The organism is Rhizobium bangladeshense (genome assembly GCF_001662075.1).
GTDB lineage: Bacteria > Pseudomonadota > Alphaproteobacteria > Rhizobiales > Rhizobiaceae > Rhizobium > Rhizobium bangladeshense_B.
In genome coordinates, this window is the sequence record NZ_LYPL01000008.1 from 79,019 (window position 1) to 102,262 (window position 23,244).

General features: G+C 60.9%; 19 protein-coding genes. 14 read left to right on the forward strand and 5 right to left on the reverse strand.

What is annotated here, in order from left to right:
• Window positions 1-81: 81 nt before the first annotated feature.
• The 6 genes from A7X77_RS17140 to A7X77_RS17165 all read left to right on the forward strand — a co-directional run bounded on the left by A7X77_RS17140 (window position 82) and on the right by A7X77_RS17165 (window position 6,448).
• The gene (locus A7X77_RS17140; RefSeq protein WP_064684057.1) at window positions 82-1,200 is read left to right on the forward strand and encodes a ferritin-like domain-containing protein; all 1,119 of its coding nucleotides are present in this window, start codon (window positions 82-84) and stop codon (window positions 1,198-1,200) included.
• Complete coding sequence (locus A7X77_RS17145) at window positions 1,197-1,754, forward strand: hypothetical protein (RefSeq protein WP_064684058.1); 558 nt, start codon at window positions 1,197-1,199, stop codon at window positions 1,752-1,754. The genes A7X77_RS17140 and A7X77_RS17145 overlap by 4 nt, the downstream gene beginning before the upstream one ends.
• Window positions 1,720-2,658: a myo-inosose-2 dehydratase gene (gene iolE, locus A7X77_RS17150; RefSeq protein WP_064684059.1), complete on the forward strand. Its 939-nt coding sequence runs from the start codon at window positions 1,720-1,722 to the stop codon at window positions 2,656-2,658. The genes A7X77_RS17145 and iolE overlap by 35 nt, the downstream gene beginning before the upstream one ends.
• 128 nt (window positions 2,659-2,786) lie before the next feature.
• Window positions 2,787-3,812, forward strand: coding sequence for a sugar phosphate isomerase/epimerase family protein (locus tag A7X77_RS17155; RefSeq protein ID WP_197486854.1), 1,026 nt, complete (start codon window positions 2,787-2,789; stop codon window positions 3,810-3,812).
• Between the two features lie 117 nt (window positions 3,813-3,929).
• Window positions 3,930-4,754 carry an MBL fold metallo-hydrolase gene (locus A7X77_RS17160; RefSeq protein WP_064684060.1) on the forward strand — a complete coding sequence of 275 codons (825 nt, stop codon included), beginning with the start codon at window positions 3,930-3,932 and terminating at the stop codon, window positions 4,752-4,754.
• Window positions 4,755-4,792: 38 nt separating this feature from the next.
• Window positions 4,793-6,448: an alpha-keto acid decarboxylase family protein gene (locus A7X77_RS17165; protein ID WP_064684061.1), complete on the forward strand. Its 1,656-nt coding sequence runs from the start codon at window positions 4,793-4,795 to the stop codon at window positions 6,446-6,448.
• A gap of 61 nt (window positions 6,449-6,509) precedes the next feature.
• Here the strand turns inward: A7X77_RS17165 and A7X77_RS17170 are convergent, their stop codons facing one another.
• On the reverse strand, window positions 6,510-8,276 hold the full coding sequence (locus A7X77_RS17170; protein WP_064684062.1) for a putative bifunctional diguanylate cyclase/phosphodiesterase: 1,767 nt from the start codon (window positions 8,274-8,276) through the stop codon (window positions 6,510-6,512).
• A gap of 540 nt (window positions 8,277-8,816) precedes the next feature.
• On the opposite strand from A7X77_RS17170, the gene A7X77_RS17175 reads away from it, so the two are divergent.
• The 4 genes from A7X77_RS17175 to A7X77_RS17190 all read left to right on the forward strand — a co-directional run bounded on the left by A7X77_RS17175 (window position 8,817) and on the right by A7X77_RS17190 (window position 12,660).
• A complete protein-coding gene (locus A7X77_RS17175; protein ID WP_064684063.1) occupies window positions 8,817-10,130 on the forward strand; it encodes a CmpA/NrtA family ABC transporter substrate-binding protein in 1,314 nt (437 codons plus the stop codon).
• Between the two features lie 61 nt (window positions 10,131-10,191).
• On the forward strand, window positions 10,192-11,085 hold the full coding sequence (ntrB, locus tag A7X77_RS17180; protein WP_064684064.1) for a nitrate ABC transporter permease: 894 nt from the start codon (window positions 10,192-10,194) through the stop codon (window positions 11,083-11,085).
• Window positions 11,086-11,096: 11 nt separating this feature from the next.
• Complete coding sequence (locus A7X77_RS17185) at window positions 11,097-11,894, forward strand: ABC transporter ATP-binding protein (RefSeq protein WP_064684065.1); 798 nt, start codon at window positions 11,097-11,099, stop codon at window positions 11,892-11,894.
• Between the two features lie 46 nt (window positions 11,895-11,940).
• On the forward strand, window positions 11,941-12,660 hold the full coding sequence (locus A7X77_RS17190) for a 4'-phosphopantetheinyl transferase family protein (RefSeq protein WP_064684066.1): 720 nt from the start codon (window positions 11,941-11,943) through the stop codon (window positions 12,658-12,660).
• Here the strand turns inward: A7X77_RS17190 and A7X77_RS17195 are convergent.
• The 3 genes from A7X77_RS17195 to A7X77_RS17205 are packed head-to-tail and all read right to left on the reverse strand — an operon-like array spanning window position 12,633 to window position 18,214.
• The gene (locus tag A7X77_RS17195; RefSeq protein ID WP_064684067.1) at window positions 12,633-13,991 is read right to left on the reverse strand and encodes a lysine N(6)-hydroxylase/L-ornithine N(5)-oxygenase family protein; all 1,359 of its coding nucleotides are present in this window, start codon (window positions 13,989-13,991) and stop codon (window positions 12,633-12,635) included. The genes A7X77_RS17190 and A7X77_RS17195 overlap by 28 nt on opposite strands.
• Window positions 13,988-17,977, reverse strand: coding sequence for a non-ribosomal peptide synthetase (locus A7X77_RS17200; RefSeq protein ID WP_064684229.1), 3,990 nt, complete (start codon window positions 17,975-17,977; stop codon window positions 13,988-13,990). Before A7X77_RS17200 ends, A7X77_RS17195 begins: the two co-directional genes overlap by 4 nt.
• 18 nt (window positions 17,978-17,995) lie before the next feature.
• Window positions 17,996-18,214 carry an MbtH family protein gene (locus A7X77_RS17205; protein ID WP_064684068.1) on the reverse strand — a complete coding sequence of 73 codons (219 nt, stop codon included), beginning with the start codon at window positions 18,212-18,214 and terminating at the stop codon, window positions 17,996-17,998.
• Between the two features lie 194 nt (window positions 18,215-18,408).
• On the opposite strand from A7X77_RS17205, the gene A7X77_RS17210 reads away from it, so the two are divergent.
• From A7X77_RS17210 to A7X77_RS17220, 3 genes are read left to right on the forward strand one after another with little or no spacing between them, the layout of a single operon-like run.
• Window positions 18,409-19,395 (forward strand): GNAT family N-acetyltransferase, encoded by a 987-nt coding sequence (locus A7X77_RS17210; protein WP_197486856.1) that lies wholly within the window; start codon window positions 18,409-18,411, stop codon window positions 19,393-19,395.
• On the forward strand, window positions 19,392-20,810 hold the full coding sequence (locus tag A7X77_RS17215; RefSeq protein ID WP_064684070.1) for an MATE family efflux transporter: 1,419 nt from the start codon (window positions 19,392-19,394) through the stop codon (window positions 20,808-20,810). Before A7X77_RS17210 ends, A7X77_RS17215 begins: the two co-directional genes overlap by 4 nt.
• A 10-nt stretch (window positions 20,811-20,820) precedes the next feature.
• Window positions 20,821-22,008 carry a PLP-dependent transferase gene (locus A7X77_RS17220; RefSeq protein WP_064684071.1) on the forward strand — a complete coding sequence of 396 codons (1,188 nt, stop codon included), beginning with the start codon at window positions 20,821-20,823 and terminating at the stop codon, window positions 22,006-22,008.
• Here the strand turns inward: A7X77_RS17220 and A7X77_RS32420 are convergent.
• Window positions 21,899-22,555 carry a sigma-70 family RNA polymerase sigma factor gene (locus A7X77_RS32420; RefSeq protein ID WP_082928827.1) on the reverse strand — a complete coding sequence of 219 codons (657 nt, stop codon included), beginning with the start codon at window positions 22,553-22,555 and terminating at the stop codon, window positions 21,899-21,901. The genes A7X77_RS17220 and A7X77_RS32420 overlap by 110 nt on opposite strands.
• 165 nt (window positions 22,556-22,720) lie before the next feature.
• On the opposite strand from A7X77_RS32420, the gene A7X77_RS17230 reads away from it, so the two are divergent.
• Window positions 22,721-23,212, forward strand: a complete 492-nt coding sequence (locus A7X77_RS17230) for a GNAT family N-acetyltransferase (RefSeq protein ID WP_064684072.1) — start codon at window positions 22,721-22,723, stop codon at window positions 23,210-23,212.
• The last annotated feature ends 32 nt before the right edge of the window (window positions 23,213-23,244 follow it).

The window sequence follows — 23,244 nt, forward strand, 5'->3', positions numbered from 1 at the left end:
GCGCGGAACGAACCTATGGGTTCGATGCAAGCGACACGAAGCCGGCCGGTGCACCCAACTTATCTTTCACGGAGCATGAGCATGGATTCCTACAGTATCAAGACGCTCGATGAGCTGAAAGAGTTTCTCTACCGGGCGATGCAGCTCGAACATGCGACGATTCCGCCGTATCTGACGGCGCTTTACTCGATCAAGCCCGGCGTCAACCAAGATGCGACCCAGGTTCTGCGCGTGATCGTCGTGGAAGAAATGCTGCATCTGACGATCGCAGCCAATATTCTCAATGCCATCGGCGGCAAGCCGGATCTTGTCAGGCCGGACTTCGTAGCCAGCTATCCGGCCGCCCTGCCGGACGGCGAGACCGATTTCAAGGTCGGCATCCAGGCATTCGGCCGTGAGGCGCTGGCGACCTTCCTGAAAATCGAGCGGCCGGCCCAGCGTCCTGAACATCTCGTCGGCAAGGGCCTGATGTACCGTAAAACTCCCGCCGATATCACCGCGCTTGCCAGCCATCCGAGGCACGAGGACCTCCATTTCTACAGTATCGGCGAGTTCTACTCGGCCATTGCGGAAGGCATCAAATATCTGGAAGCCGAAGCGCATAAGGCGGGCACAACCATCTTTACCGGCGACAGGTCGCGCCAGATCACCTCGGAATATTATTACTCCGGCGGCGGCGAGCTGTTTCCCGTCACCGATCTGAAAAGCGCCCAGGAAGCCATTGAGCTCATCATCGAACAGGGCGAGGGCGACGGTGGCGGTATCTACGACGATGACGACCACGAACTGGCCCATTACTATCGTTTCGAGGAGCTCGTCAAAGGCCGCTACTACCAGAAGGGCGACCGGCCCGGCCAGCCCACAGGTCCGCACTTACAGGTCGATTGGGAGGGCGCCTATCCCATAAAAGAGAACCTGAAAGTGGGGGATATACTCGAAGGTTCGGAACTGCGTGAGGCGGCGATCGCCTTCAACACCCGCTATGGCGAATTTCTCCAGCTTTTGACGCGTGCCTATAACGGCCAGCCAAACCTGCTGCTGGAAGCCGTTCCGATGATGTTCGAATTCCGCAACATGATCCTCGAACTCATCCGCAATCCGCTGCCGCAGCATCCCGGCAAGAACGGCAGCCCCACCTATGAGATCCCCGGCGGCATCAAACAGCCTGCCATCACCCGGCAGGCGGAGGTGAATGCATGAGCAGCCGTTTCGAGCCATTTCTGGGTCTTTCCGTCGAATTGACGGCCTTCTCCTACTTTGATCTTCTGGGAACCGGCCTGGCAGAACGCTATCTCGCCACGCTGGACACGGTGGTCGGCAGCGAGATCACCGACGCGCTGCTGGCCGCTTTCACCGCCTTGCCACCGCCGGAAAGTGAGGCCCGTATCCACGCCCTGCGCACGACCATCCTCGGCAATGAATTGCTCGGAGACGTGGCCCGCGCGCTGATCAAGCTCTGGTATTCCGGCACCTGGTTCGAGCTGCCATCCGCTTGGACGGAGCGCTTTGGCCCCAGGCCTGCAAATACCACCTTCGTCGTTTCTCCCGATGCCTATATCGAGGGTCTGCTCTGGAAGGCGATCGGAGCCCACCCCGCGGGCGCCAAGGGGCAGGGTTTCGGCTCCTGGGCCTTTCCGCCGAAAATTCCGGCTCCCGCCCCCGTTCCAAAACCTGACCTGACGCCACTTCCGCTTGTCTTCAAAGAACTGGATCAACGCCATGACGAAATATCTGCATCGACTGACGCCCGCTAAGGTCTGGCTCGGCGTCATCCCCACGCTCTGGTGGAATGACGATTTCATCAACATCGACATCGGCATCCCCTACGAGCAGGCTCTGAGTGAAATGGCGCTCGCCGGGTATGTCGGGTGCGGCGTCGGCCACAAATATCCGACGGATCCGAAAATCTTGCGCCCCGTCCTCGAACTCAGGGGATTGCGGATTTCCGAGCCTTGGGTGAGCACTTACTTCACCATCAAGGCGATGAATCGTCACACGCTTGAAAGCGTCGATGCTCAGCTCGACTTCCTCGAAGCCATGGAAGGCGGCAGCGACGATCCGCGCAGGGCCGATCTCGTCGTCGCCGAGTTTGGCGGAGCGGTCAATCCGCTTCCGGTCGCCCTGTTTCCCAATTGCCCCGAATTCTCCGAGGACCAGTGGAAACAGCTGATCGAAGGCCTGCACGCAGCTGGAGAGAAAGCCAGGGCCCGTAACCGCCGGCTCTGCTATCACCCGCATCTCGGAACCGGGGTGATGAAGACGGAAGCGATCCACCGGCTCATGGACGAGACGGATCCTCGCCTGGTCAACATGCTTCTCGATACCGCGCACCAGGCGGCGGCCGGCGTCGATCCGCTGGCGCTGGCCAGAAAATACGCCCACCGCATCAAGCATGTTCACCTGAAAGACATTCGCGCCGACGTGGTTACGAAGATTCACAGGGGAGAATTGTCCTTCCAACAAGGGATCGAGGCGGGGATCTTCACCGTGCCGGGTGACGGCTCCATAGAAACCTTTCCGGAAATCCTCGATGCGTTGGCCGAAGCCGATTTCGCCGGGTGGATCTGCATCGAGGCAGAGCAGGACCCGGCCAAGGCCAATCCGCTGCAATACGCGAAAATGGGCCGCGAATATCTGCACAAGCTGCTTGGATGGTAGCCCGGCGCCGACCGTTAGTTTCAGCCCGATGGCAATGTGAAGGAGGCGGGGACGGATCTCGCTTAACCACAATGCCGGGCGAGACATCATCCTGAACCACGCATTACTGGATAGTCACAGCTGGAGCGATGAAGATGGAAGAGGCACGCAGGCGAGATATATATTTCAGCTTCTTTATGTTTACAGCGGATTTGAGGCCGAATGACTCGGGCTATACCGAGGTTCTCGTCAGACACCTGAAAGCTCTTACCGAGATCGGCTACACCGGCTTCGATGTGCATATCGCCCCGGGACCGGCCCATGATCATCACGCTGAGGTCGAAAGCTATATCAGCCTCAGACGAGCGTTCGATCGGGCCGGCTTCCGGGATGTGAAGTTCACGACCAATGTGGGGACCACGCGAAGCTTCGATCCGACCTCGCCCTACGAGGAACAGCGCAAGCAGGCTTTGTCCTATCTCAAATCCCGCGTCGACATCACCTCGGTGCTGGGCGGGGAGAATACGATCATGTCGGGGCCGTTCCTGTACCCCTATGGTGTCTTTCCGCTGACGGATGACGGTGAAGGAATCTGGAGCGACGCGCTTCAGGATTGGATGAAGCCACGATATGCGGCGGCGGCCTCCATCTTCCGGGAATTGGCGCAATATTCTGCCGAGAAGAGGGTGAAGCTCGCCATCGAACCCGTCAAGAATTGGGAAACGCCCGGGCCGACCATGGTCTCGGAAGCACTGGATTTTATCGAAAGCGCCGACATTCCGGTCTGTGGCGTCACGATCGATACAGCCCAGGTCGTGATGGAAAGCCAGGGGCCGGCAATCTTCCGGAAAAACGTCGCCCGGGCAGCACAGCAGAGCCGGCTGAATTACGTTCATATCTCAGCGCCGGACCGAGGCGCTGTCAGCGACAGCTGGATTCCCTGGGAGATCATGCTGGACGAAATCGAGCCGGTCTATTCCGGCCCGTATCTCGTCGAGGTCTTCAACGCGATTCCCCCCTTCGAGAGCTCGATGCGAATGACGCGCAGACGTTTCTGGCGGCCCGGCGAGGACGCGCCCGAGGCGGGCGTCGACAGCGCCTACGACGTTGCGCGCACCGCCCTGAGGACATTGGAGGAAAAGATCGCGTCCCACGGTCGTCGATCTCATCGGTGATGGCGCTCCGGCGCGCAAATGTTGGAAACAGCCCGCGAATGCTGGGGAACCAAGTCTCCGCCATGCCCGGGTGAACGTCAAACCTCAGCAAACGACCTTTCAATCAGGGAGTTACCTATGGTGGCGCAATTGCCGGATCCCATTAAAATCGTCAGGCGAGCAGGCGATGTCCGTATTCACACGTTCATTTCAGCTTTCACGGATGACAATATCGCCAACGCGACGCACATCATCGAAAGCCGGAACAAGCTTGTTCTTGTCGATGGGCAATTCCTCGTCCCCTATGCGCTGCAATTCAGGGCCTATGCCGACAGTCTCGGCAAGGAGATCGACCGGATCTATCTGTCGCACCGGCACCCCGACCATTGGTTCGGCCTGGGGGCCGCATTCAGCGACATTCCGATTCATGCACTGTCGGAAACGAAGGAGTTCCTGAGGCAGCATGGCCAGGATTCCCTGAATGACCATTGGAAACTGGGCAACCTCGCTCCGAAGACCTTGGTGCTTCCCGAAAAAACCGTCCGCGCCGGCCACGAGATCATCGACGGAGTCAAATACGTATTTGATGAAGTCGTTGATACGGAGATCGATTTTCTCCTCACCATAGGTCTTCCGGATGTGGGCGTTTTTATTGCCCAAGACCTGATCTACAGCGGAACGCACCTTTATCTGACGAAATACATGGAGCATTGGATCGGGGTTTTGCAGGGCATGCTGCTGTCCGACTATGAGCTGTTCCTTCCCGGTCACGGCTTTCCGGCTGACAAAAACGAGGTTGCCAAAAATATCGAGTATTTGTCCGTCGCCATGGAGGCCGCCGGCAACGGAATCACCAATGATGCTTTCAAGCGCTTCCTGCTGGAAAGATTTCCAGAACGAAAATGCCCCGGAATATTCGACATATACATACCGCGCTTATTCGATAACGCGAGCGAGTTCTAATATTCGTCAATTCTCGTCAACAGGGGAGCCGCTGGAACATGGGCGATACATACACGGTTGGACAATATCTGGTCGACAGACTTCGCGAACTGGGCCTGGGGCACCTGTTTTCCGTGGCGGGCGATTATTCGATCGAATGGGTGAACAGCTATGTCGAGAAAAGCGGTATCCAGGTCATCGAAGAGGTGAATGAACTGAATGCCGGTTATGCGGCCGACGGCTATGCGAGACTGAAAGGAATTGGCGCGCTGTGCGTCACCTATTCCGCAGGCTCGCTTTGCGCAACAAATGCGATCGCCGGATCTTACGTCGAGAAAGTGCCGGTCGTTCTGATCAACGGTGCGCCAAGCATCCAGAAAACGCTGACATTCGAACAAACCGGCTACAGTTCGCATCACTTCATCAGCGGACGGGAAACGGATCGTCAGGTGTTCGAATACATAACCGCCGCTACCGTCCGCATCGACAGCCCTCATCTTGCGCCAATGCTGATAGATTATGCGCTGACACAGTGCATTACGGAAAGACGTCCTGTTTATATCGAGTTGCTGGAGGATATGGTCGACCTTGAATGCGCGCGCCCGTCGACTGCATTGAAAGCGGCGCCTGACATATCCAACGAGGACAGCCTCAATCAGTCGATCGCGCAAATCAGCGAAAGATTGCAGAACGCCACCAAACCTTTGATCTGGATCGGTGTCGAGATCGACCGGTTCGGCCTTCACGGTCAGGCGGAGCGGCTCATTCGTGACCTCAAAATTCCCTACGTGACCGAGCTTCTGAGCAAGGCCATCCTGTCGGAAGACGATGTCCAGTTTGCCGGGGTGTTCGATGGCAAATCGTCGTCACCCTATGTCCAGTCTTTGGTCAAAGACTCCGACTTCGTATTGGCGCTGGGCGTCTGGCTGACGGATATCAACGATTTGGGCTGGCCTATCGATCTCGATAAAACTGCATTCGTCTCCTGGGATACAGTGAAATACGGCACGATCTTCAACGCACAGGTTTCGCTGGCGGATCTCGTTAACGGCTTGATCGACAAAAGGCTGACGTGCAAAGCCCAAACTCTTCCGGCGAAAACGGCCCGGCAAGCGCCGGTCGTGGCGCCGGCAGGCGAAATCACCTATCAGGGCTTCTACGATTTCATTCAGCAGCAGATCGACGGAAATACGATCGTTGGTGCCGACGCCAGTTTGAATTACTTCGGGAGCCTGCTTCTTGAAGTGGCGGCTCGCCGCGGCTTCATCGTCCAGTCATCCTATTCGGCGATCGGTTATATCGGCCCGGCCGCGACCGGGGTTTCGCTGGCTAAGCAAGCTAACCAGAGGCTGCTGGTCTTTGCCGGAGATGGCGGGTTTCAGATGACCGCTCAATGCCTCTCGACACAAACCCGTTTCAATCTCAACCCGATCATCTTCGTGATGGACAACGGCATCTATGGCGTGGAGCAATGGCTTGCCGATGCATCGGTCTTCCACGGCAGTAAACCGTTCTACAATTCATGCATCCTGCACCGATGGAATTACAGCAAGTTGGCAGATGTGTTTGGCTGCCGAGGCTGGAAAGTGGACACTTATGGCGAACTGCAGGACGCCATAAACGGCGCCAGAGAAAACCTGAACAGTCCGTCCATCATCCAGGTCGTCGTGCCTCAGCGGTCAATCCCCAATAATGCGAACTGGAAAGCAAGCTAGAGCGGTTCTGGCGAGCGCACCAGGGCAGGCGATGAACTGCCGTCGCTTGATCGCTTCGACGTTATCGACCGGCCCCGACAATTTCGGCCCGCTCGCAATCGAATATCTCCTGCTCCAAACGCGCCGACAGGTCGGCAAACGACTGCGGTCGTCCGAACGCATAACCCTGGAGGGTGTGGACTCCGAGAGCGGCAAGCACGTTGGCGTGCTCGAGGGTTTCCACGCCTTCGGCAATCACCTCCATATCCAGCGCCCGCGCTATGTCGACCAATGAGCCGACAAGCCGGCGGCTGGGCACCGATTGCAGGATCGGCGTCACAAGCTGGCGATCGATCTTGACACGATCCGGTCGCAGCTCGAGCAAACCCAGCAAGGAAGCATGCCCGGATCCGAGATCGTCGATTTCGATGTCGATACCGAAAGACTTGATCGCCTGGATGTTCTGCCGCACCTGATCACTCAGGCTGTCCAGGAATATCGTCTCTATCAGCTCGAAGCTCAACCGGCCGGGCGGGATGTCATAGCCGTCGAGCTTCGCCGTCAGCTCGGGATCGTCGAGACGATCGGCGGATAGATTGACGGACACCCGGATGCCTTTGAGCGGGGAAGCGGAGGATTTCATGTCCGTCAGAACAGCCTTCAAAACGACATCGTCAAGCTCTGCGACCAATCCATTCGACGAGGCGATGGACAGGAAATGCGCCGGGGCGAGAATTCCTCGGGTGGGATGATGCCACCGCGCCAGAGCTTCGACACCGTTCACCCGGAAAGATCTGGCGTCAACCTGCACCTGGTAGAATGGGCGGATCTGGCCGAGCGCCAGCCCGGACCGCAAATCCTGGGCGAGCTGCCTTTCGTTCGCCAGCGTCGAGGCCATTTCGTCGGAAAAAATCTCGGCCCGATTCCGGCCGTTGCGTTTGGCATGGTACAGCGCCAGATCGGATTGGGAGAGCAGCCTGGCGAAATCGGCGTTCATGGCGCTCGCAACACCAATCGAACACCGCACGATGAGCGTCTGATCACCGACAGGAAGCGGGCTCTCCAGACGTCTCTGAATATGATCGAGCACCGCAATCGTCTTGTCACATTCGTCCTCGGTGATGACGACAGCGAACTCATCCCCGCCGAGCCGTGCCGCGACGTCACCAGCGGAAATTGCCTCCAGCAGAATTTTGCTGACGTGACAGAGAACGAGGTCGCCGACCGCATGTCCGAAGCGGTCATTGATCTCCTTGAAATGGTCCACGTCTATATGAAGAAGCGCAACCTTGATGCTCTCCTGCCTGGCGAGTTCGGACAGGGCGAAATCGAAGCTGCGCCGATTCAACAGGCCGGTGAGGTGATCGTGATCGGCCGCGAACCGCGCCTCCGCCCGGCTCCTCTCCAGCTCCTTGTTGAGAAGCACGTCGTCCGTCACATCCCATTCGGCGCCGACAAAGCACGGGTCGCCAGCCGCATCGACGAAATAACGAGCACGCGAACGCAGATAGCGGGTCGCTCCATCCGGCCGAATGATGCGAAACTCGGATGCGTAATCCGATTTGGTTTCGACCGCGCGGAGAAAGACCTCGTTGGTCGGCACGAGGTCGTCCGGGTGGATACTGTCGAGCCAGATGACATCGAGCGGCGCTTTCGGAACGCCATAGATCAATTTGAGCTGTTCATCCCATCGCGTCTGGTTTTTTGCGATGTTGTGCTGCCAGATCCCGATCCCGGACGCTTCAAGGGCCAGTCCAAGCTGGCGAAGCAGGTTCCCAAGCTCGACATTTGTTCTCGATCGTTTGCTGCTCAAGGCGATCTCGCTATTTCGTTCGCCCGAATGTCGCATTGAATATTTTAAAGAGTGCTAATCGAGAGCATCCGCCGGCGGCAATCCGACCGTCGCAAATCGCACATCGGCCGAAATGTGTCCGTGACCTCTGCCGTTGGCGAGAACGTTTGAATGCAACTGCCCCCGCTGGATGCTGTCGCTTTCGGCGGATGAATTCGCGCGTGAGCCTCCGAGACAAGGCCAAATGTGCGTGGCCACGCTATGTGCGCTGCACAAATATGGCGCTTTCAGAATGCATTCCACATTCGCAATCGCACAAATAGTCACCAAATTTTAGATATGCACAATAAATAATCACGCCTGAAATTACCGACTTTCTTGTTTTGTTTCATGCCGTTACTGACCCGCGTTGGAATTGGCATGGCGGTTGCACGTTTCTAAACGCCCCGGTCAACGGCGATTGGGGCAGATGGGCGCGGTATAGGCGCCTGCTTTCGACACCGACGTCGCAAGGTTTTTGCTGTCCGGGATCTCCGTGAACGCAACTGCCGGCGGCGTTTTTTTGCGTCCGAATTCACAAGCAGAGGGAACCTGCAGATGAAAAAGATTTCGACGACTGGGATTTCGACAACCGGCATCACCCGCCGCGGCATGCTGAAGACGACGGCCGCGGCCGCCCTCATTGGCGCTGTCAAGACCGCCTTTCCCTCCGGCGCCTTCGCGGCCGGAGCGAGCCCTGAAGTGAACGGCGTCAAGCTTGGCTTCATCGCCCTCACCGATTCCGCGCCGCTCATCATCGCCAAGGAAAAGGGCTTTTTCGCCAAGCACGGCCTTCCGGAAACGGACGTCGCCAAACAGGCATCCTGGGGTGCCACCCGGGACAATCTGGTGCTCGGCGGCGCTGCCAACGGCATCGATGGCGCTCACATCCTTTCGCCGCTCCCCTACCTCATGCAGACCGGCAAGGTGACGCAGAACAACAAGCCGGTGCCGATGGCGATCCTGGCCCGGCTCAACCTCGACAGCCAGGGCATTTCCGTCGCCAAGGAATATGCCGAGACCGGCGTGCAGCTCGATGCCTCCAAGCTGAAGGCCGCCTTCGAGAAAAAGAAGGCGGAAGGCAAGGAGATCAAGGCGGCCATGACCTTCCCGGGCGGCACCCACGACCTCTGGATCCGCTACTGGCTCGCCGCCGGCGGCATCGATCCGAACAAGGACGTTTCCACAATCGTCGTGCCGCCGCCGCAGATGGTCGCCAACATGAAGGTCGGCAACATGGACGTCTTCTGTGTGGGCGAGCCGTGGAACGAGCAGCTCGTCAACCAGGGCATCGGCTTCACCGCGGCGACCACCGGCGAACTCTGGAAGGGACATCCCGAAAAGGCGCTCGGCCTGCGCGCCGAGTGGATCGAGAAGAACCCCAACGCCGCCAAGGCCCTGCTGATGGCCGTCATGGAGGCGCAGCAATGGTGCGAAAGCATGGACAACAAGGCCGAGATGGCCGAGATCCTCGGCAAGCGTCAATGGTTCAACGTTCCGACCAAGGACGTGCTCGGCCGCTTGAAGGGCGACATCAACTACGGCAACGGCCGCGAGGCCAAGGCCACCGACCTCTATATGAAATTCTGGAAGGACGGCGCCTCCTATCCGTTCAAGAGCCACGACACCTGGTTCATGACGGAAAATGTCCGCTGGGGAAATCTGCCTGGTACAACCGACATCAAGGCGCTGGTCAACCAGGTGAACCGCGAGGACATCTGGCGCGAGGCCGCCAAGGACCTGGGCGTCGCAGCCGCCGACATTCCCGCTTCCTCGTCGCGCGGCAAGGAGACCTTCTTCGATGGCAAGGTCTTCGATCCTGAAAATCCCTCCGCCTATCTCGACAGCCTTTCGATCAAGGCCGTCTCCTGATCCCGCCTCCGGCGCGCACGGCGCGCCGGCCTTGCCTTCCATTCACGTGAGGAGCGCGCTGATGTCCGCCCTGGCAAATAAAGAAAATCCCTCGATCGTCGCGTCTGCCAAGCCTGCGGCGAAGATCCTGTCATTCTCCGGCAAACAAGGATCGCGGATCGATTTTCGCCGTCCGGCGCTGACCGCACTTCACAATGTCGCTCCACCGGCCGTCGTGCTGGCACTCGTCCTCATTGTCTGGCAGGCGCTCTGTTCATCGGCGGATGCCTCTCTGCCGTCGCCGCATCAAGTCTGGCAGGATAGCTATGACCTCATCGCCTATCCGTTCTTCAACTACGGCTCCCAGGATATCGGGCTCGGCTGGCGGGTGCTGGTCTCGCTGCAACGCGTGGCTTATGGCTTCGGCCTTGCCGCGGTGACCGGCATCATCGTCGGGGCGATCATCGGCCAATCGGTCTGGGCGATGCGCGGCCTTGATCCGATCTTCCAGGTGCTGCGTACGGTGCCGCCGCTCGCCTGGCTGCCGCTGTCGCTCGCCGCCTTCCAGGATTCCAACCCTTCGGCCATCTTCGTCATCTTCATCACCTCGATCTGGCCGGTAATCATCAACACCGCCGTCGGCGTCCGCAACATTCCGCAGGATTATCGCAACGTTGCCGAGGTTCTGCGGCTCAACCAGCTCGAATTCTTCTGGAAGATCATGCTGCCGTCGGCAGCCCCTTACATCTTCACCGGCCTCAGGATCGGCGTCGGCCTGTCCTGGCTCGCCATCGTCGCGGCCGAAATGCTGACCGGCGGCGTCGGCATCGGCTTCTTCATCTGGGACGCGTGGAACTCCTCGCGCCTGTCCGACATCATCGTCGCGCTCGCCTATATCGGCATCGTCGGTTTTGCCCTCGACAAGCTGGTGGCCGCGCTCGGCAAACTCGTCACCCGCGGCGCCATGGCCAACTGAGGACCATTCTGATGAACGCCTATCTCAAGCTCGATCATATCGACAAGCATTTCGATCGCGGCGGCGTGCGCGCCGAAGTCCTGAAGGATATCAACCTGACGATATCCGAAGGCGAGTTCGTCTCGATCATCGGCCATTCCGGCTGCGGCAAATCCACCCTGCTCAATCTCATCGCCGGCCTGACCCCGGTTTCTTCAGGCGCCGTGCTTCTGGAAAATCGCGAAGTCAACGAACCGGGTCCGGAACGCGCCGTCGTCTTTCAGAACCATTCGCTGCTGCCCTGGCTGACGGTCTATGAGAACGTGAATCTCGCCGTCTCCAAGGTTTTCAGCCGAACGAAGACCAAGGCCGAGCGGCATGACTGGGTCATGGCCAATCTCGACCTCGTGCAGATGGCGCATGCCAAAGACAAGCGGCCCGCGGAAATCTCAGGCGGTATGAAGCAGCGCGTCGGCATTGCCCGCGCCCTTGCCATGGAACCGAAGATCCTGCTGCTCGATGAACCCTTCGGCGCGCTCGATGCGCTGACGCGCGCCCATCTTCAGGATGCGGTGATGGAAATCCACGCCCGGCTTGGCAATACGCTGGTGATGATCACTCATGATGTCGATGAAGCGGTGCTGCTTTCTGATCGCATCGTGATGATGACCAACGGCCCGGCCGCCCGCATCGGCGAAGTGCTCGATGTGACCATGCCCCGCCCCCGCAACCGCATCGAACTCGCTTCCGACAGGACATATCTCAAATGCCGCGAGGCCGTGCTGAAGTTCCTTTACGAACGCCACCGCTTCATCGAAGCCGCGGAGTAGACCCCGCGGCGATTGTCAATCGGTCCGCGGTACGCATACTGGCCTGATGCAGCAATCAGACAATCAACCGGCCGCCATCGATGTCGTGCTTTGGCAATATCCGAAGAACGGGAGCGATGAGAAGCGCTGGACGCGGTCGCTGTCCTCGAATGAGCGGGAGCGCGCCGCGACCTATCGCTTCGAACGCGACCGGACCTCGTTCATCGCCGGCCGCTATCTGCTGCGGCAACTGCTGAGCGCGCACGCGCAAACTCCGCCTGACGAGCTCGTTTTGCGGGCGGATGCGTGCGGCAAGCTGACAGTCGAGGGTCGCAATAGGCTGCAATTCAGCCTTTCCAATGCCGACGGGCTGGTGGCGGTCGCCATCGCTTCAGGATGCGAGCGCATCGGCATCGACTGTGAACGCGCCGACGCCGAAATCGAAGCGGCCGCGTTGGAGAGCTATTGCAGTCCGGACGAACGGCGTTGGCGCGATCAAGTGCCTGCGGGCGAACGGCCGCGTGCGGCCGTTGCCCTTTGGACGCTCAAGGAGAGCCATCTCAAGGCACTCGGGGTGGGCTTGCGCCAGGATCCGCGCAGCGTCGCCTTTTCCTGGCAGGACGGCATCCCTGTCATGGTTCAGAGCGGCGAACCGGACCGGCAATGGCATCACCGCCTGATCGAGAGCGGCAGCCGGCACGTCGTCGCGCTGGCCGTCCGCTCACATTCCTGTGCCCCCGGCATTCATGTCCTGACGTTTCAGGACGACAACATGCCGTCCGAATAGCCGGCCCGGAGCTGATGCGGCATGGCGGAAGCTGCCTCCGTCGCCCAGACCAGCTGCGCATTGTCCGGTTCGGCATCGAAATGCTGCCGGCCGAGAAGCGCGTTGACGATCTTGGCGCTGCGCCAGGCCATCAGGCTGAGCTGAGAGTCGGCGATGCCGTGCGAGTACCGGCCGGCATTCTGCGCAAACAGCCGGTTGGCCCTCGGGCCAGTCCACTGCATGGTGTAGTCGTCGTTCAAGGTGGGATAGCCGTTTCTGTCGAGGCTTATCCTTTCGCCGAGCGAGCCGAGCGCATCCGGCAATCGGAACCTGTAGCCGGTTGCCAGCACCACCGCATCGGCATGCAGCACCTCGATCCCGCCGTCGAAGTGGTTGCGGACGATCAGCCGATAGGCATTGCCGTTCCGCTCCATCTGGATCACGTCGCGGTTCGGCGACAGAGATGCGTTCAGCGTGCTCTGATCGAGATAACGCAGCGCGTAGAGGCGGCGATAGATCGAGTGGATCGTCGAGATCGACAGGCCGTCGCTGGTCAGGATCGAGTTCCTCAGCGCCGCCTGCTTCTGCTCACCGCTGAGCTTCAGATAGGCCTGCACATATTCCGGCGAGAAGACCTGGTTCGAAAACGGCGTGTCGTTGATCGGCTCGAAATTGTGGCGCCTGCTGATCCAGGTCAGCTCCGTCATCGAACCGGGATCGCCAAGCAGCGCCTCGACGACTTCACCGCCGCTCTGGCCGCCGCCGACCACGACGATGCGGGCGGCGCGAAGATCCTTGAGACGCGACTTGGCCTCGCTGTTATGGAAGCAATCGGCCCCAAGGAAGGGCTTCGCCCAGTCGGGCACGAAGGGCGAAGATCCCGTGCCAATCACCAGGTTGCGTGCTTCTTCCTGGCCGTTGTCGAAGCGCAGGACGAAGCGATCGTCACAGTGCTCGACGTCGCGGATCTCCATTGCGTATCGCAGGCTGTGGACGCCATTGGCGACCCAGGCGAGATAACGCGCGAATTCCTGCCGGGGTACAGCCTCATAATTGGCGTTCAGGAAGGCGTAGAGCCTCTTGTGCGCCACCAGATAGGAGACGAACGACCAGCGGCTGGTCGGCAGGACCGGGGTGACGAGGTCCTTCAGAAAGGACGACTGCAGCTCGACGCCAGGCATCATCATGCCGGGATGCCAGTCGAAGGCGCCCCGCCGCTCGAAGAAGCGGCTGCGCACCTCGGGCACGGATTCCAGCAGGCAGGCAAGGCTCAGATTTGAGGGACCGATGCCGATGCCGGCAAGATCGAGCGGGTCGTTCAGGGCATCCCTGCGGGTAAAAGCGACGGTCATGCGTTATCCTTCTCTGTTTCCTTGAGACGCAGGGCAAGCCTTGAGTGGAAGGCGGGAGACCCGATCATGTGCAGGTGGTTGGTGCCGGTGATGATCTCGGCCGCATGCGCCCGCGGCGACAGGCGGCGCCAATCGATCAGGTTGAGGCCGCGGTTGAGGCTGTCGTCGGCCGCCCAGGGATAGATCGGCACGTCATGGGGAACGAGCCGATGCTTGCGGAAGATCAGGGCGTTGTCGATCAGCACCCAGAACGTATGTTCGCGGCTGCTGATGTCAGGCCCGTCGGTCGGCAGCGGATCCTTCTCGTCGCCGACGAAGCGCAGGAACTGCTCGTAAGTATCCGCGTCCATGGTCGAAAGCAGCCGGTCCCATTCGGGGCGCATCGCCGTTTTCTGGAGCCATGCTTGTACGTCCCGATGCAGCGCGTCGCGTTCGCCGGGCCGGAACCGCGGCTTGGCGCCGATCGCGAATTCCGAGCCGAGATCGCAAACGTCGACCATCGCTATCATCCTGACGTCGACGTCGTTGCCGAGAGTGCGGGCGGCCTCATAGGCGAGAAGCCCGCCCCAGGACCAGCCGAGGAAAGTGCAGGGCGCACCTTTGCTATGCGTCCCGATATAATCGACATAGCTCTCGATGATCTCTTCGATCGGCGCGCCGACTTCCTTCTTTTCGGAAAGCGAATGGCAAATGAAGCCGGTTGCCGGCTGATCAGCGCCGAGATAATCGACAAGCTTCACATATTCGCGGGTGCTGACCAGAAGCCCCGGGAAGCAATAGAGCCGCGGCTTGGCGCCGGAAGCGCGCAGCACGATCACCTCGGAGAGATCCCGCTCCTCCCCCTGCTCCATCACGCCGGCGAAGGCGCGAATGGTCGGGTTATTGAAGATATCGGCGACGGTCAGCGGCACCTTCGGCCGGCGCTGGCGAAGCAGCGACAGGATGCGGATCGCGCCGAGCGAATTGCCGCCGATCGCGAAGAAATTATCTTCGACGCTGATCGCTTCCAGCTTGAGAACCTGGCGCCAGACATCCAGCACCTCTTCTTCAAGCGCGGTCGCCGGCTCGACGATGGCGCGCTTGACCGGCTGCGGCGCCGGCAGCGCGAAGCGGTCGAGCTTGCTGTTCGGATTGGTCGGCATCTTTTCCAGTTCGACCACGGCCGCCGGCACCATGTAGGACGGCAGGCTGCGTTCGAGGCCGGAGCGGACCGTCTCGACGTTCAGCTTCTCATCCTTCTTAGGAACGACATAGGCGACCAGCGCCTTTTCGCCGCCGGCCTCGTCATCGCGCAGCACGACCAGGGCTTCGCCGACGCCGGGCTGCTGGAGGAGTGCGGCTTCGATCTCACCGAGTTCGATGCGGTAGCCGCGCAGCTTGACCTGATGGTCGACGCGGCCGACGAATTCGACCGTTCCGTCCTCACGCCAACGCGTCAGATCGCCGGAACGATAGAGCCGGCCGCCGTCCTTGGAGAAGGGGTCGGGGATGAAGCGGTCGGCCGTCGTATCCGCTTTGCCGAGATAGCCGCGCGCAATGCCCTCGCCGCCGATATAGAGTTCCCCGGTCACGCCGATCGGGCACAGGTTGAGATCGGGATCAAGCACATAGACGCGCCTGAGCCCCACCGCGCGGCCGAGCGGGGCATAGACGCCCTGGAACTTCGTGCCGGCCCTGACCTTCCAGACCATCGGCGTCATGATCGTTTCTGTGGGACCATAGCCGTTGATAAGCCATTCCGATTTCAGCGCCCGCGACAGAAGATCGAAGGTCGACTGCGCCAGGCCCTCGCCGCCGAAGGAATAGAGCCGCATCGGCGGCGCGCCGTCGGTGCTATCAGCCCATTCCGCCAGCTGCTGCAGATAGGTTGTGGGGATGCTCGCATTGTTGGCGCCATGCTTGCGCATTGCCGTCAGCGTCTCTTCCGGCGTCCACAGCGGCTGGTCGGGAAGAATGATGCTGCCGCCTTCCATCAGCGGGTTCATCCACCGCTCATGGCCGCCGTCCGAACTGAAGGGCAGGAAAGGCAGCTCGCGCGATTGCGAGCTCATGCCATAGACGCGCGAGGTATTCTGCAGATGGTGCGTCAGCGGCCCGTGCTCGACGGCGACGCCCTTCGGCAATCCCGTCGATCCCGAGGTGTACATGACATAGGCGAGCTGGTCCTTGTGCGTGGGGACATAGAGCGGCGTATCCGGCTCGCCGTCGAGATCGAGCTTGTCGAGTTCGAGGACGGTCGCGTCGAGTTCTTCCGGCAGGCGGTGGCGCAGCCAGCTATGGGTGAGCACGATCTTGACGCCGCCATCGCGCAGGATGTGGTGGTTGCGCGCGGGCGGATGGTCAGGCTCGACAGGAATATAGGCGCCGCCGGCCTTCAGCGTCGCGAGGATGCCGACGATCGCCTCCGGCGAGCGCTTGATGAAGATCGCGACCGTCACTTCGGCGCGGACGCCGAGCTGTCGCAGCCGATGTCCGAGGCGGTTGGTGCTCGCCTCCAGCCAGCCATGGCTCCATTCCTCGTCGCCATAGACGATGGCGGTCTTGTCCGGCGTGCGGCGCGAATGGGCAGCAATCAGCTCGTGCACCGGCCTGTCGTCATTGACGACGTCATCCTCATAGGGCGCCGACAGCCAGTCGAGCTCGTCGCTGCCCATGAGTTCGATATCCTTGATCCTGAGATCCGGCTTCGCGACGATCTGCTCCAGCACCAGGCAAAAATGTCGGGAGACACGGGCAATCAGGGCGCCGTCATAGAGATCCCCGGCATAGTCGATCAGACCGTGCGCGGCGCCATCGGCACGCGCCTCGATCACGAGGGAAAGCTCGCTGTCGGCGCGTGCGCCCGGCGGCTCCAGGTTCGTCCCCTGCCTTGCGACGGGATAGGGCTCGCGGAATTCGAACAAGGCCTTGACCACGGCCTCCTGGGCGGCGGCCTCGTCGACGACCAGCTCCTGCGTGATGCGCTCCAGCGGCACGAGGCGGGCAAGCCCCTCCTCCGTCACCGACAAGATCGCCGCGACGACGTCGTCGAGCGAGTGCCTGGAGGTCAGCGAAAGGACGAGGGGAAGAACCTGTTCGGCGCGGCCGCGGCTGGCGAAATGTTCGGTGCGGGGCCTCGCGACGAGCAGGCCGGTCAGCAGGGCATAGTTGCCGCTGTAGCGCGCCAGCAGAGCGCAGAAAGCCGCGTGAAGCACGCGCTCGACCTGAACGCCCTTAGCCCCAGCATGCCGTTCAAGTTTGCCCCAGAGGCCGGGCTCGATTGAAAACCGGTGCTCGGCGCGCGCCACGCCTGCCAGCCCGCCGCTGTTGAAACGGGTCGGGAAGGTCGAGGCCGCATAATCGAGGCCGATCGCATCGCGCCAATGGGCAAGCGCTTGCCGCGCCTCATCCGTCTCTAGCCAATCGGCCTCCCGCGTCCCGGCCGCGATTTCCATCGGCTGCACGTCGCCGGCGGGTTCGCCGTCGAGGATGCGGGCCAGCGACCCGGCAAGAGCGGATTTTTCGCGGTCGTCGCAGATGATCGGATGCAGCACGATCGTCAGCAGCGACTGCCTCTGGGCAAGCCGGATGATCTGGATGCGCGCGCCGGGGGCCTCCAAGAGATCGAAGCGCTTGTCACGGAAAGCCTTCCGTGCAGCCGCTGCATCGGGCTCGGAAACGGCCGCATCCTTGCCGAGGATCTCGATCGGCACCGCGTTCGACGCGCCGCGATATTGCTCGATGCGGCCGCCCGCCAGCCGGCGGAAACGGGAGGCAAGCGACGGATTCTGCGCCACGAGCGTCCGGCAGGCGTCGGCAATCGTCTCGACGTCGATCGCAGCACTCAACCGCAGCCCGATGACCTGATCGGGAAAGACGGTGTAATTGCCGATCTGCTCCAGCGACCAGATGCGCTTCTGCGCGATCGTCAGCGGAAAACTCTCGAAGACGGCATCCACTGCGTCAGTCGGGCGGGCATCGGCGAAATTGGTGATCTGCTTGTTCATCTTGCCATCCACAGGTTTTCAGAGACGCGCATCGCCGGCCATTGCCGAGCGCAGGGAGAGCGGGCGGGGATCGGTCCAGATCTCGCGGATATGGGCTAGGCATTCCTGGCGCGAACCGGCAAAACCGACGGCCTCCCAGCTCGCCGGAATCCGCTTGTCCTGCGGCCAGACTGAGTAGTGGCGCTCGGTGTCGAAGACGACGATCCAGAGATTGTCGCGGGGTTCAAGATTGTCCATTCGAAGCTCCTGCAGAGATGGATGTCATGCGCAAATGACGGATCCCGCAGGCCGGAGTTTAGAAAATTGCTGAGAATTTTTTTCTTCGCCTAACCCTAAATCGGGGCGGAGATGGATCGTCATTCTACCAAATCGGCACAGGAGCGGGCTTCATGCTCACAGCGTCAAAAGTCCTGCCGATCAAGGAGAACATCATGGATTTCGACGCCGCCAAACAGAGGCGGGCTCTGCAGTCGCGGAGCTACATCAGGCTCGCCCCCAATCTCGTCTACCTGAAGACCGCGCACGGACACCACGAGGCCGCCTTCGAGGTCGAGGCCGGCATCGCAACGATCACCTTCTACCACGGCGAGCCCCCGCAATCGGCGGAGCTTCTGATGGCTGCCGCCGAAGCGTTAACGGCGCAGGACCGGTCGATCAAATCGATCACCTTCGAAGGACATCAGGCAAGCCTTCCCCAGCATATTTCCAGCACCGGAAAGCTCGATTCCGCGATCCTCTGGCAATGGCCATCGCTGTGGCTGCCGCAGCTAACCTATCCGCTGCCGCCCGTGCAGGAAATGACCGCGGGCCGCTATCATCCGCGCCGGCCGGCGAAGCCGAAGGGCACCGTCTACCAGCGGTTCATTCCCTGGCTGGAGCGGGACATCAGCTTCCGAGTGGCTGATCCCGAGACCGATCTAGCCGCCTTTCACCGCTGGATGAACGACGAGCAGGTCAACACGGTCTGGGAGGATGCGGGCTCGCTCGACAAGCACCGCGAGATCCTAGAGGAGCGGCTCGACGATCCGCATGTGCTGCCGCTGATCGGCAGTTTTGCCGATATCCCCTTCGGCTATTTCGAAGTCTACTGGGCCAAGGAGAACCGGCTCGGTGCCTTCTACGATGCCGACGATTACGATCGCGGATGGCATGTCGCGATCGGCGAGCCGGATTATCGCGGCAAGAAATGGATCAGCGCCTGGCTTCCCTCGCTGATGCATTTCATCTTCCTCGACGATCCCCGCACCCAGCGCATCGTCGGCGAGCCGCGCGCCAGCCACGAGCAGCAGATCCGCAATCTCGACCGCTCGGGCTTCGCCAAGATCAAGCATTTCGATTTTCCGCATAAGCGGGCGCTGCTCGTCATGCTGAGCCGCGAGCGCTTCTTCGGCGATCACCTCTGGGTGCCCGCATCATGAACGACATGAGCGAAATGAGCGGCAGCCTGCGGAAGCGGCGGCTTGCGCCGGAGGATCTTGCCAGCCCGCAATTGTTCAGGCTGCTGCTGCGGCTCGGGCTCCCAGCCATGTTCGGCCTGTCGATCAACGCCGCGCATCACACGATCAACATGGTCTTCGTCGGCATGATCGGCGAAGACCAGATCGCCGCGATCATGATCGTTCTGCCGATCCTCATGCTCGTCGCCGCTTTCGGCGAAGGCATCGGCGTCGGCGTCGCGACCGAGGTCGGACGCGCGCTCGGCGCCGGCAACCGGTCGAGAGCCAGCACCCTCGCCTCGGTCAGCCTTGCCGCCGGCATCGGCTTCGGCGCGGCGAGCGCGGTGGCGATCGTCGCCTTTCCCTCGGTTCTGCTGTTCGGCGCCACATCAGCCATCGAGCCGCTCGCGCAGCACTATCTCCTCATCATCGCGGTCTCGATACCGCTGACGATGGCGCAGATCATTCTCGATTTCCTGGCGATCGCCGAGGGCAATGCACGCTTCAGCATGTGGACGCTGGTCGCCTGCTTCGCGCTGAACATCATTCTCGACCCGATCATGATCTTCGGCTTCGGTCTCGGCCTACAGGGCGTGGCGATGGCAACCATTCTCTCCCAACTCGTGGCACTCTCAATCTACGGCGCCCATCATGCGAGGCGGCTCGGGACGATCCGGCTAACGCTCGGCTGGCGGTTCGCCGATATCAAACGTCTCAGGCCGGTCCTTGCGGTCGGCGCGCCGACGACGCTGACGAGCCTCGCAACGGCTGGCGCAATTGCCGCGATGCTATCGGTCGCCGGCACCTATCACGGTGAAGACGGCATTGCCGGTGTCGGCATCGCCTTGCGGCTGCTTGCGGTCGGCGCACTCCCGGTCATCGGCATTTCGCTGGGCGCGCAGTCGATCCTGAGCTTTGCCTGGGGCCGCGGGGATATATCCCGGGTCCTGGCGGCGGCCCGTATGCTTTCCGTGGTCACGAGCGCGGTCGGCGGGGTCTATGGACTGACGGCGATCATCTTTTCCGAGCGCCTTGCCTCGTTCTTCACCGACGAAGCTTCCGTGCTTACGATCGCCGGCCAGGCAATCATTGCAACCCATCTTCCCTTCCTGCTGTTCGGCCTCAGGCAGACCCTGCTGATCCTCTTCCAGGCTCAGGGCAGGCCGAAAGCCGCGTTTGCCGTCGGCCTGGCGCAGAACGGGTATCTTCTCTTTCCGCTGCTCGCGCTCCTGCCGCCCTTCTTCGGCTTCTCCGGCCTGCTCGCAGCCATGTTCCTGGCCTCGGCGCTGACCGGCCTGCTGTCATGCTTCTGGCTAGCGAGATCGCTCAGCGCGCTCCGGCAGCGCTCGGCCGACGATCTCGCCGCCCTCAATCCCTATCCCAGCTTTTGTCCATGAGAGGATTATCATGAACCAGTCGTTCAGCCCCCGCGACCTTGGCGCCCATGCGGCCGCCGACGATCTCTTCACCCCCGTCGATCCGGCCGCCTTCAACGCCGTCTCGCCGCCAATCTTCCAGACCTCGCTCTTCACCTATGACAGCTACGAGGCGATGGAGGATGTCTTTGCCGGCCGGACGCGCAACTTCATCTATTCGCGCGGCGACAATCCGACCGTCCGCGAATTCGAGCTGCTGGTCGCCCGCCTCGAGGGCGCCGAAGACGGGCGCGCCTTTTCCAGCGGAACGGCCGCCATCACCGCGACCATTCTCAGCCTGGTGGAAGCGGGCGACCGCGTCGTTGCCGTCCGCCACCTCTATAATGACGTCTACCGACTTCTGGTGAAGCTGCTCGGCAGGCTCGGCGTCACCGTCGATTTCGTCGATCCCTCCGATCATGACGAGGTGCGCAAGGCGCTGCCGGGCGCCAAGCTGCTCTATCTCGAAAACCCGGCTTCCTTCATCTTCGAGCTTCAGGACATCGTGGCGCTGTCGGCCATGGCGAAAGAGGCCGGCGTCACGACCATCATCGACAATTCCTGGGCGACGCCGCTTTTTCAGAAGCCGATCCAGCATGGCGTCGATATCGTCATTCACGCCGCCTCGAAATATCTCGGCGGCCATAGCGATACGGTCGCCGGCGTCGTCGTCGGCACGAAGGAGGCGATCGCGAAGATCAATTCGACTTCCTATCCCTATGTCGGCGCCAAGCTCTCGCCCTTCGAGGCCTGGCTGCTGCTGCGCGGCATGCGCACGCTGCGTGTGCGCCTCGAGGAGCACGAGCGTAGCGGGCTTCTGCTCGCCGATCGGCTGAAGCAGCATCCCGACATCGCGCGCGTTCGCCATCCGGCCTTTCAGGATCATCCCGGGCGGGCGACGCTCACGGGTTATACCGGCCTCTTCGCCTTTGACCTGACGCCCGATATCGATGTCGCACACTTCGTCAACGCGCTTCGCGAAATCCGCCTCGGCGTCAGCTGGGGAGGACCGGAAACGCTGGTTGTTCCGGCCAAGGTCGCGCTGCAGATCCCTGACCGGATGACCACCTTCATCCGGTTCGGCGTGAGCGAGCAGACGATCCGTTTTGCTGTTGGGCTGGAAGAACCGGAATTGCTTTGGAACGATTTGCAGCAGGCGCTGCACGCCGCGAAGCGGTGATATCCCGCGGGCGCTCGTGATCGGGGCGGGCAGGCTCGGTGATTGCCAGATGGCAATGCTGCTCCGCCGCCTTGATCATGAAGTTGACGAGCGTCCTGGAGACGCCGAGCTCGGCCGCAATATCCTTCTGAGGCACGCCGTTCAGGCGATGGCGGATGAAGGCATCGTTGGTACGCTTCGGCAGCGCCTCGAGCGAGGCAAGCACATCGCGCAGGGTCTCCGCGGCGACCAGTTGATCGAGCACGGTGGGGATGGGCGCTGTCATTTCTTGAACCTGGTCTATCGACCTATAGTTGCTCACCTGCTGGCGTTGTCGCCGGCTCTCGTCCAGGGCGAGATTATACACCATCCGAAATGCGTAACCGATCGGGCACCGGATGTCGTCCGTCTTGACCCCGTACGCTTTTATCACTCCGTCCTGAAATATATCCTCAGAATATGATCTTGATTTGACAACGCTTTCAATCGTTTTGAGGAGCTTATCCTTGTTTTCGATCATGGCGTTGACCACGGCATTTCCGTTCACATCACGATGCGATGCGCGCATTGTCCTGTACCCTTTTTACAAATGGAAAATCAGGCTCTGTCGTTGCTGGTCGGTGCGGTCTTGGCATTCCTTTATCGAAGGAAGCTACACGATGTGATTGCAGTGTCTATTTTAAGGTGATAACAGGAGTCAAGTTTAAATCGACCGAACGAAGGCGAGAAAAAAATGGGACGAACAGTCGAGATTCTGACCGGCAAGGCAGAGCTCTGCCGATCGATCATGGGGGATTTGCCGGACTGGTTTTCGGAGCCCGAAGTTATCGAGGCAAGCGCCGAGGCGGTCGAGGAACTGCCGGTGTTCGGCTATATCGAGGCGGATGTCGTCACCGCCATGATCGCCCTGAAGCCGCACCTGCCTGATGCCGTCGAGATCGCGCTGATCGCCACCCGGCCCGAATATCATGGCCGCGGCGCCGGGCGCCATCTCGTCGATGCGGCCGAACGCTTCGCCCATGAATCGGGCGCCCGGCTGCTGACGGTCAAGACGCTTGCGCCACGCGGCCGCGACGAGCCGCAATTCGAGGCGACGCGGCGCTTCTATGACCGGACCGGCTTCGTCAGGGCCGAGGTCTTTCCGAAACTCTGGCATGAGGACCATCCGTGCCTGTTCATGGTCAAACCGCTCACGGAGACGCAGCCAGGCAGGACCGCGCTTTGAGACGACGTGACTTTCTTCTTGGCGCGCTGGCA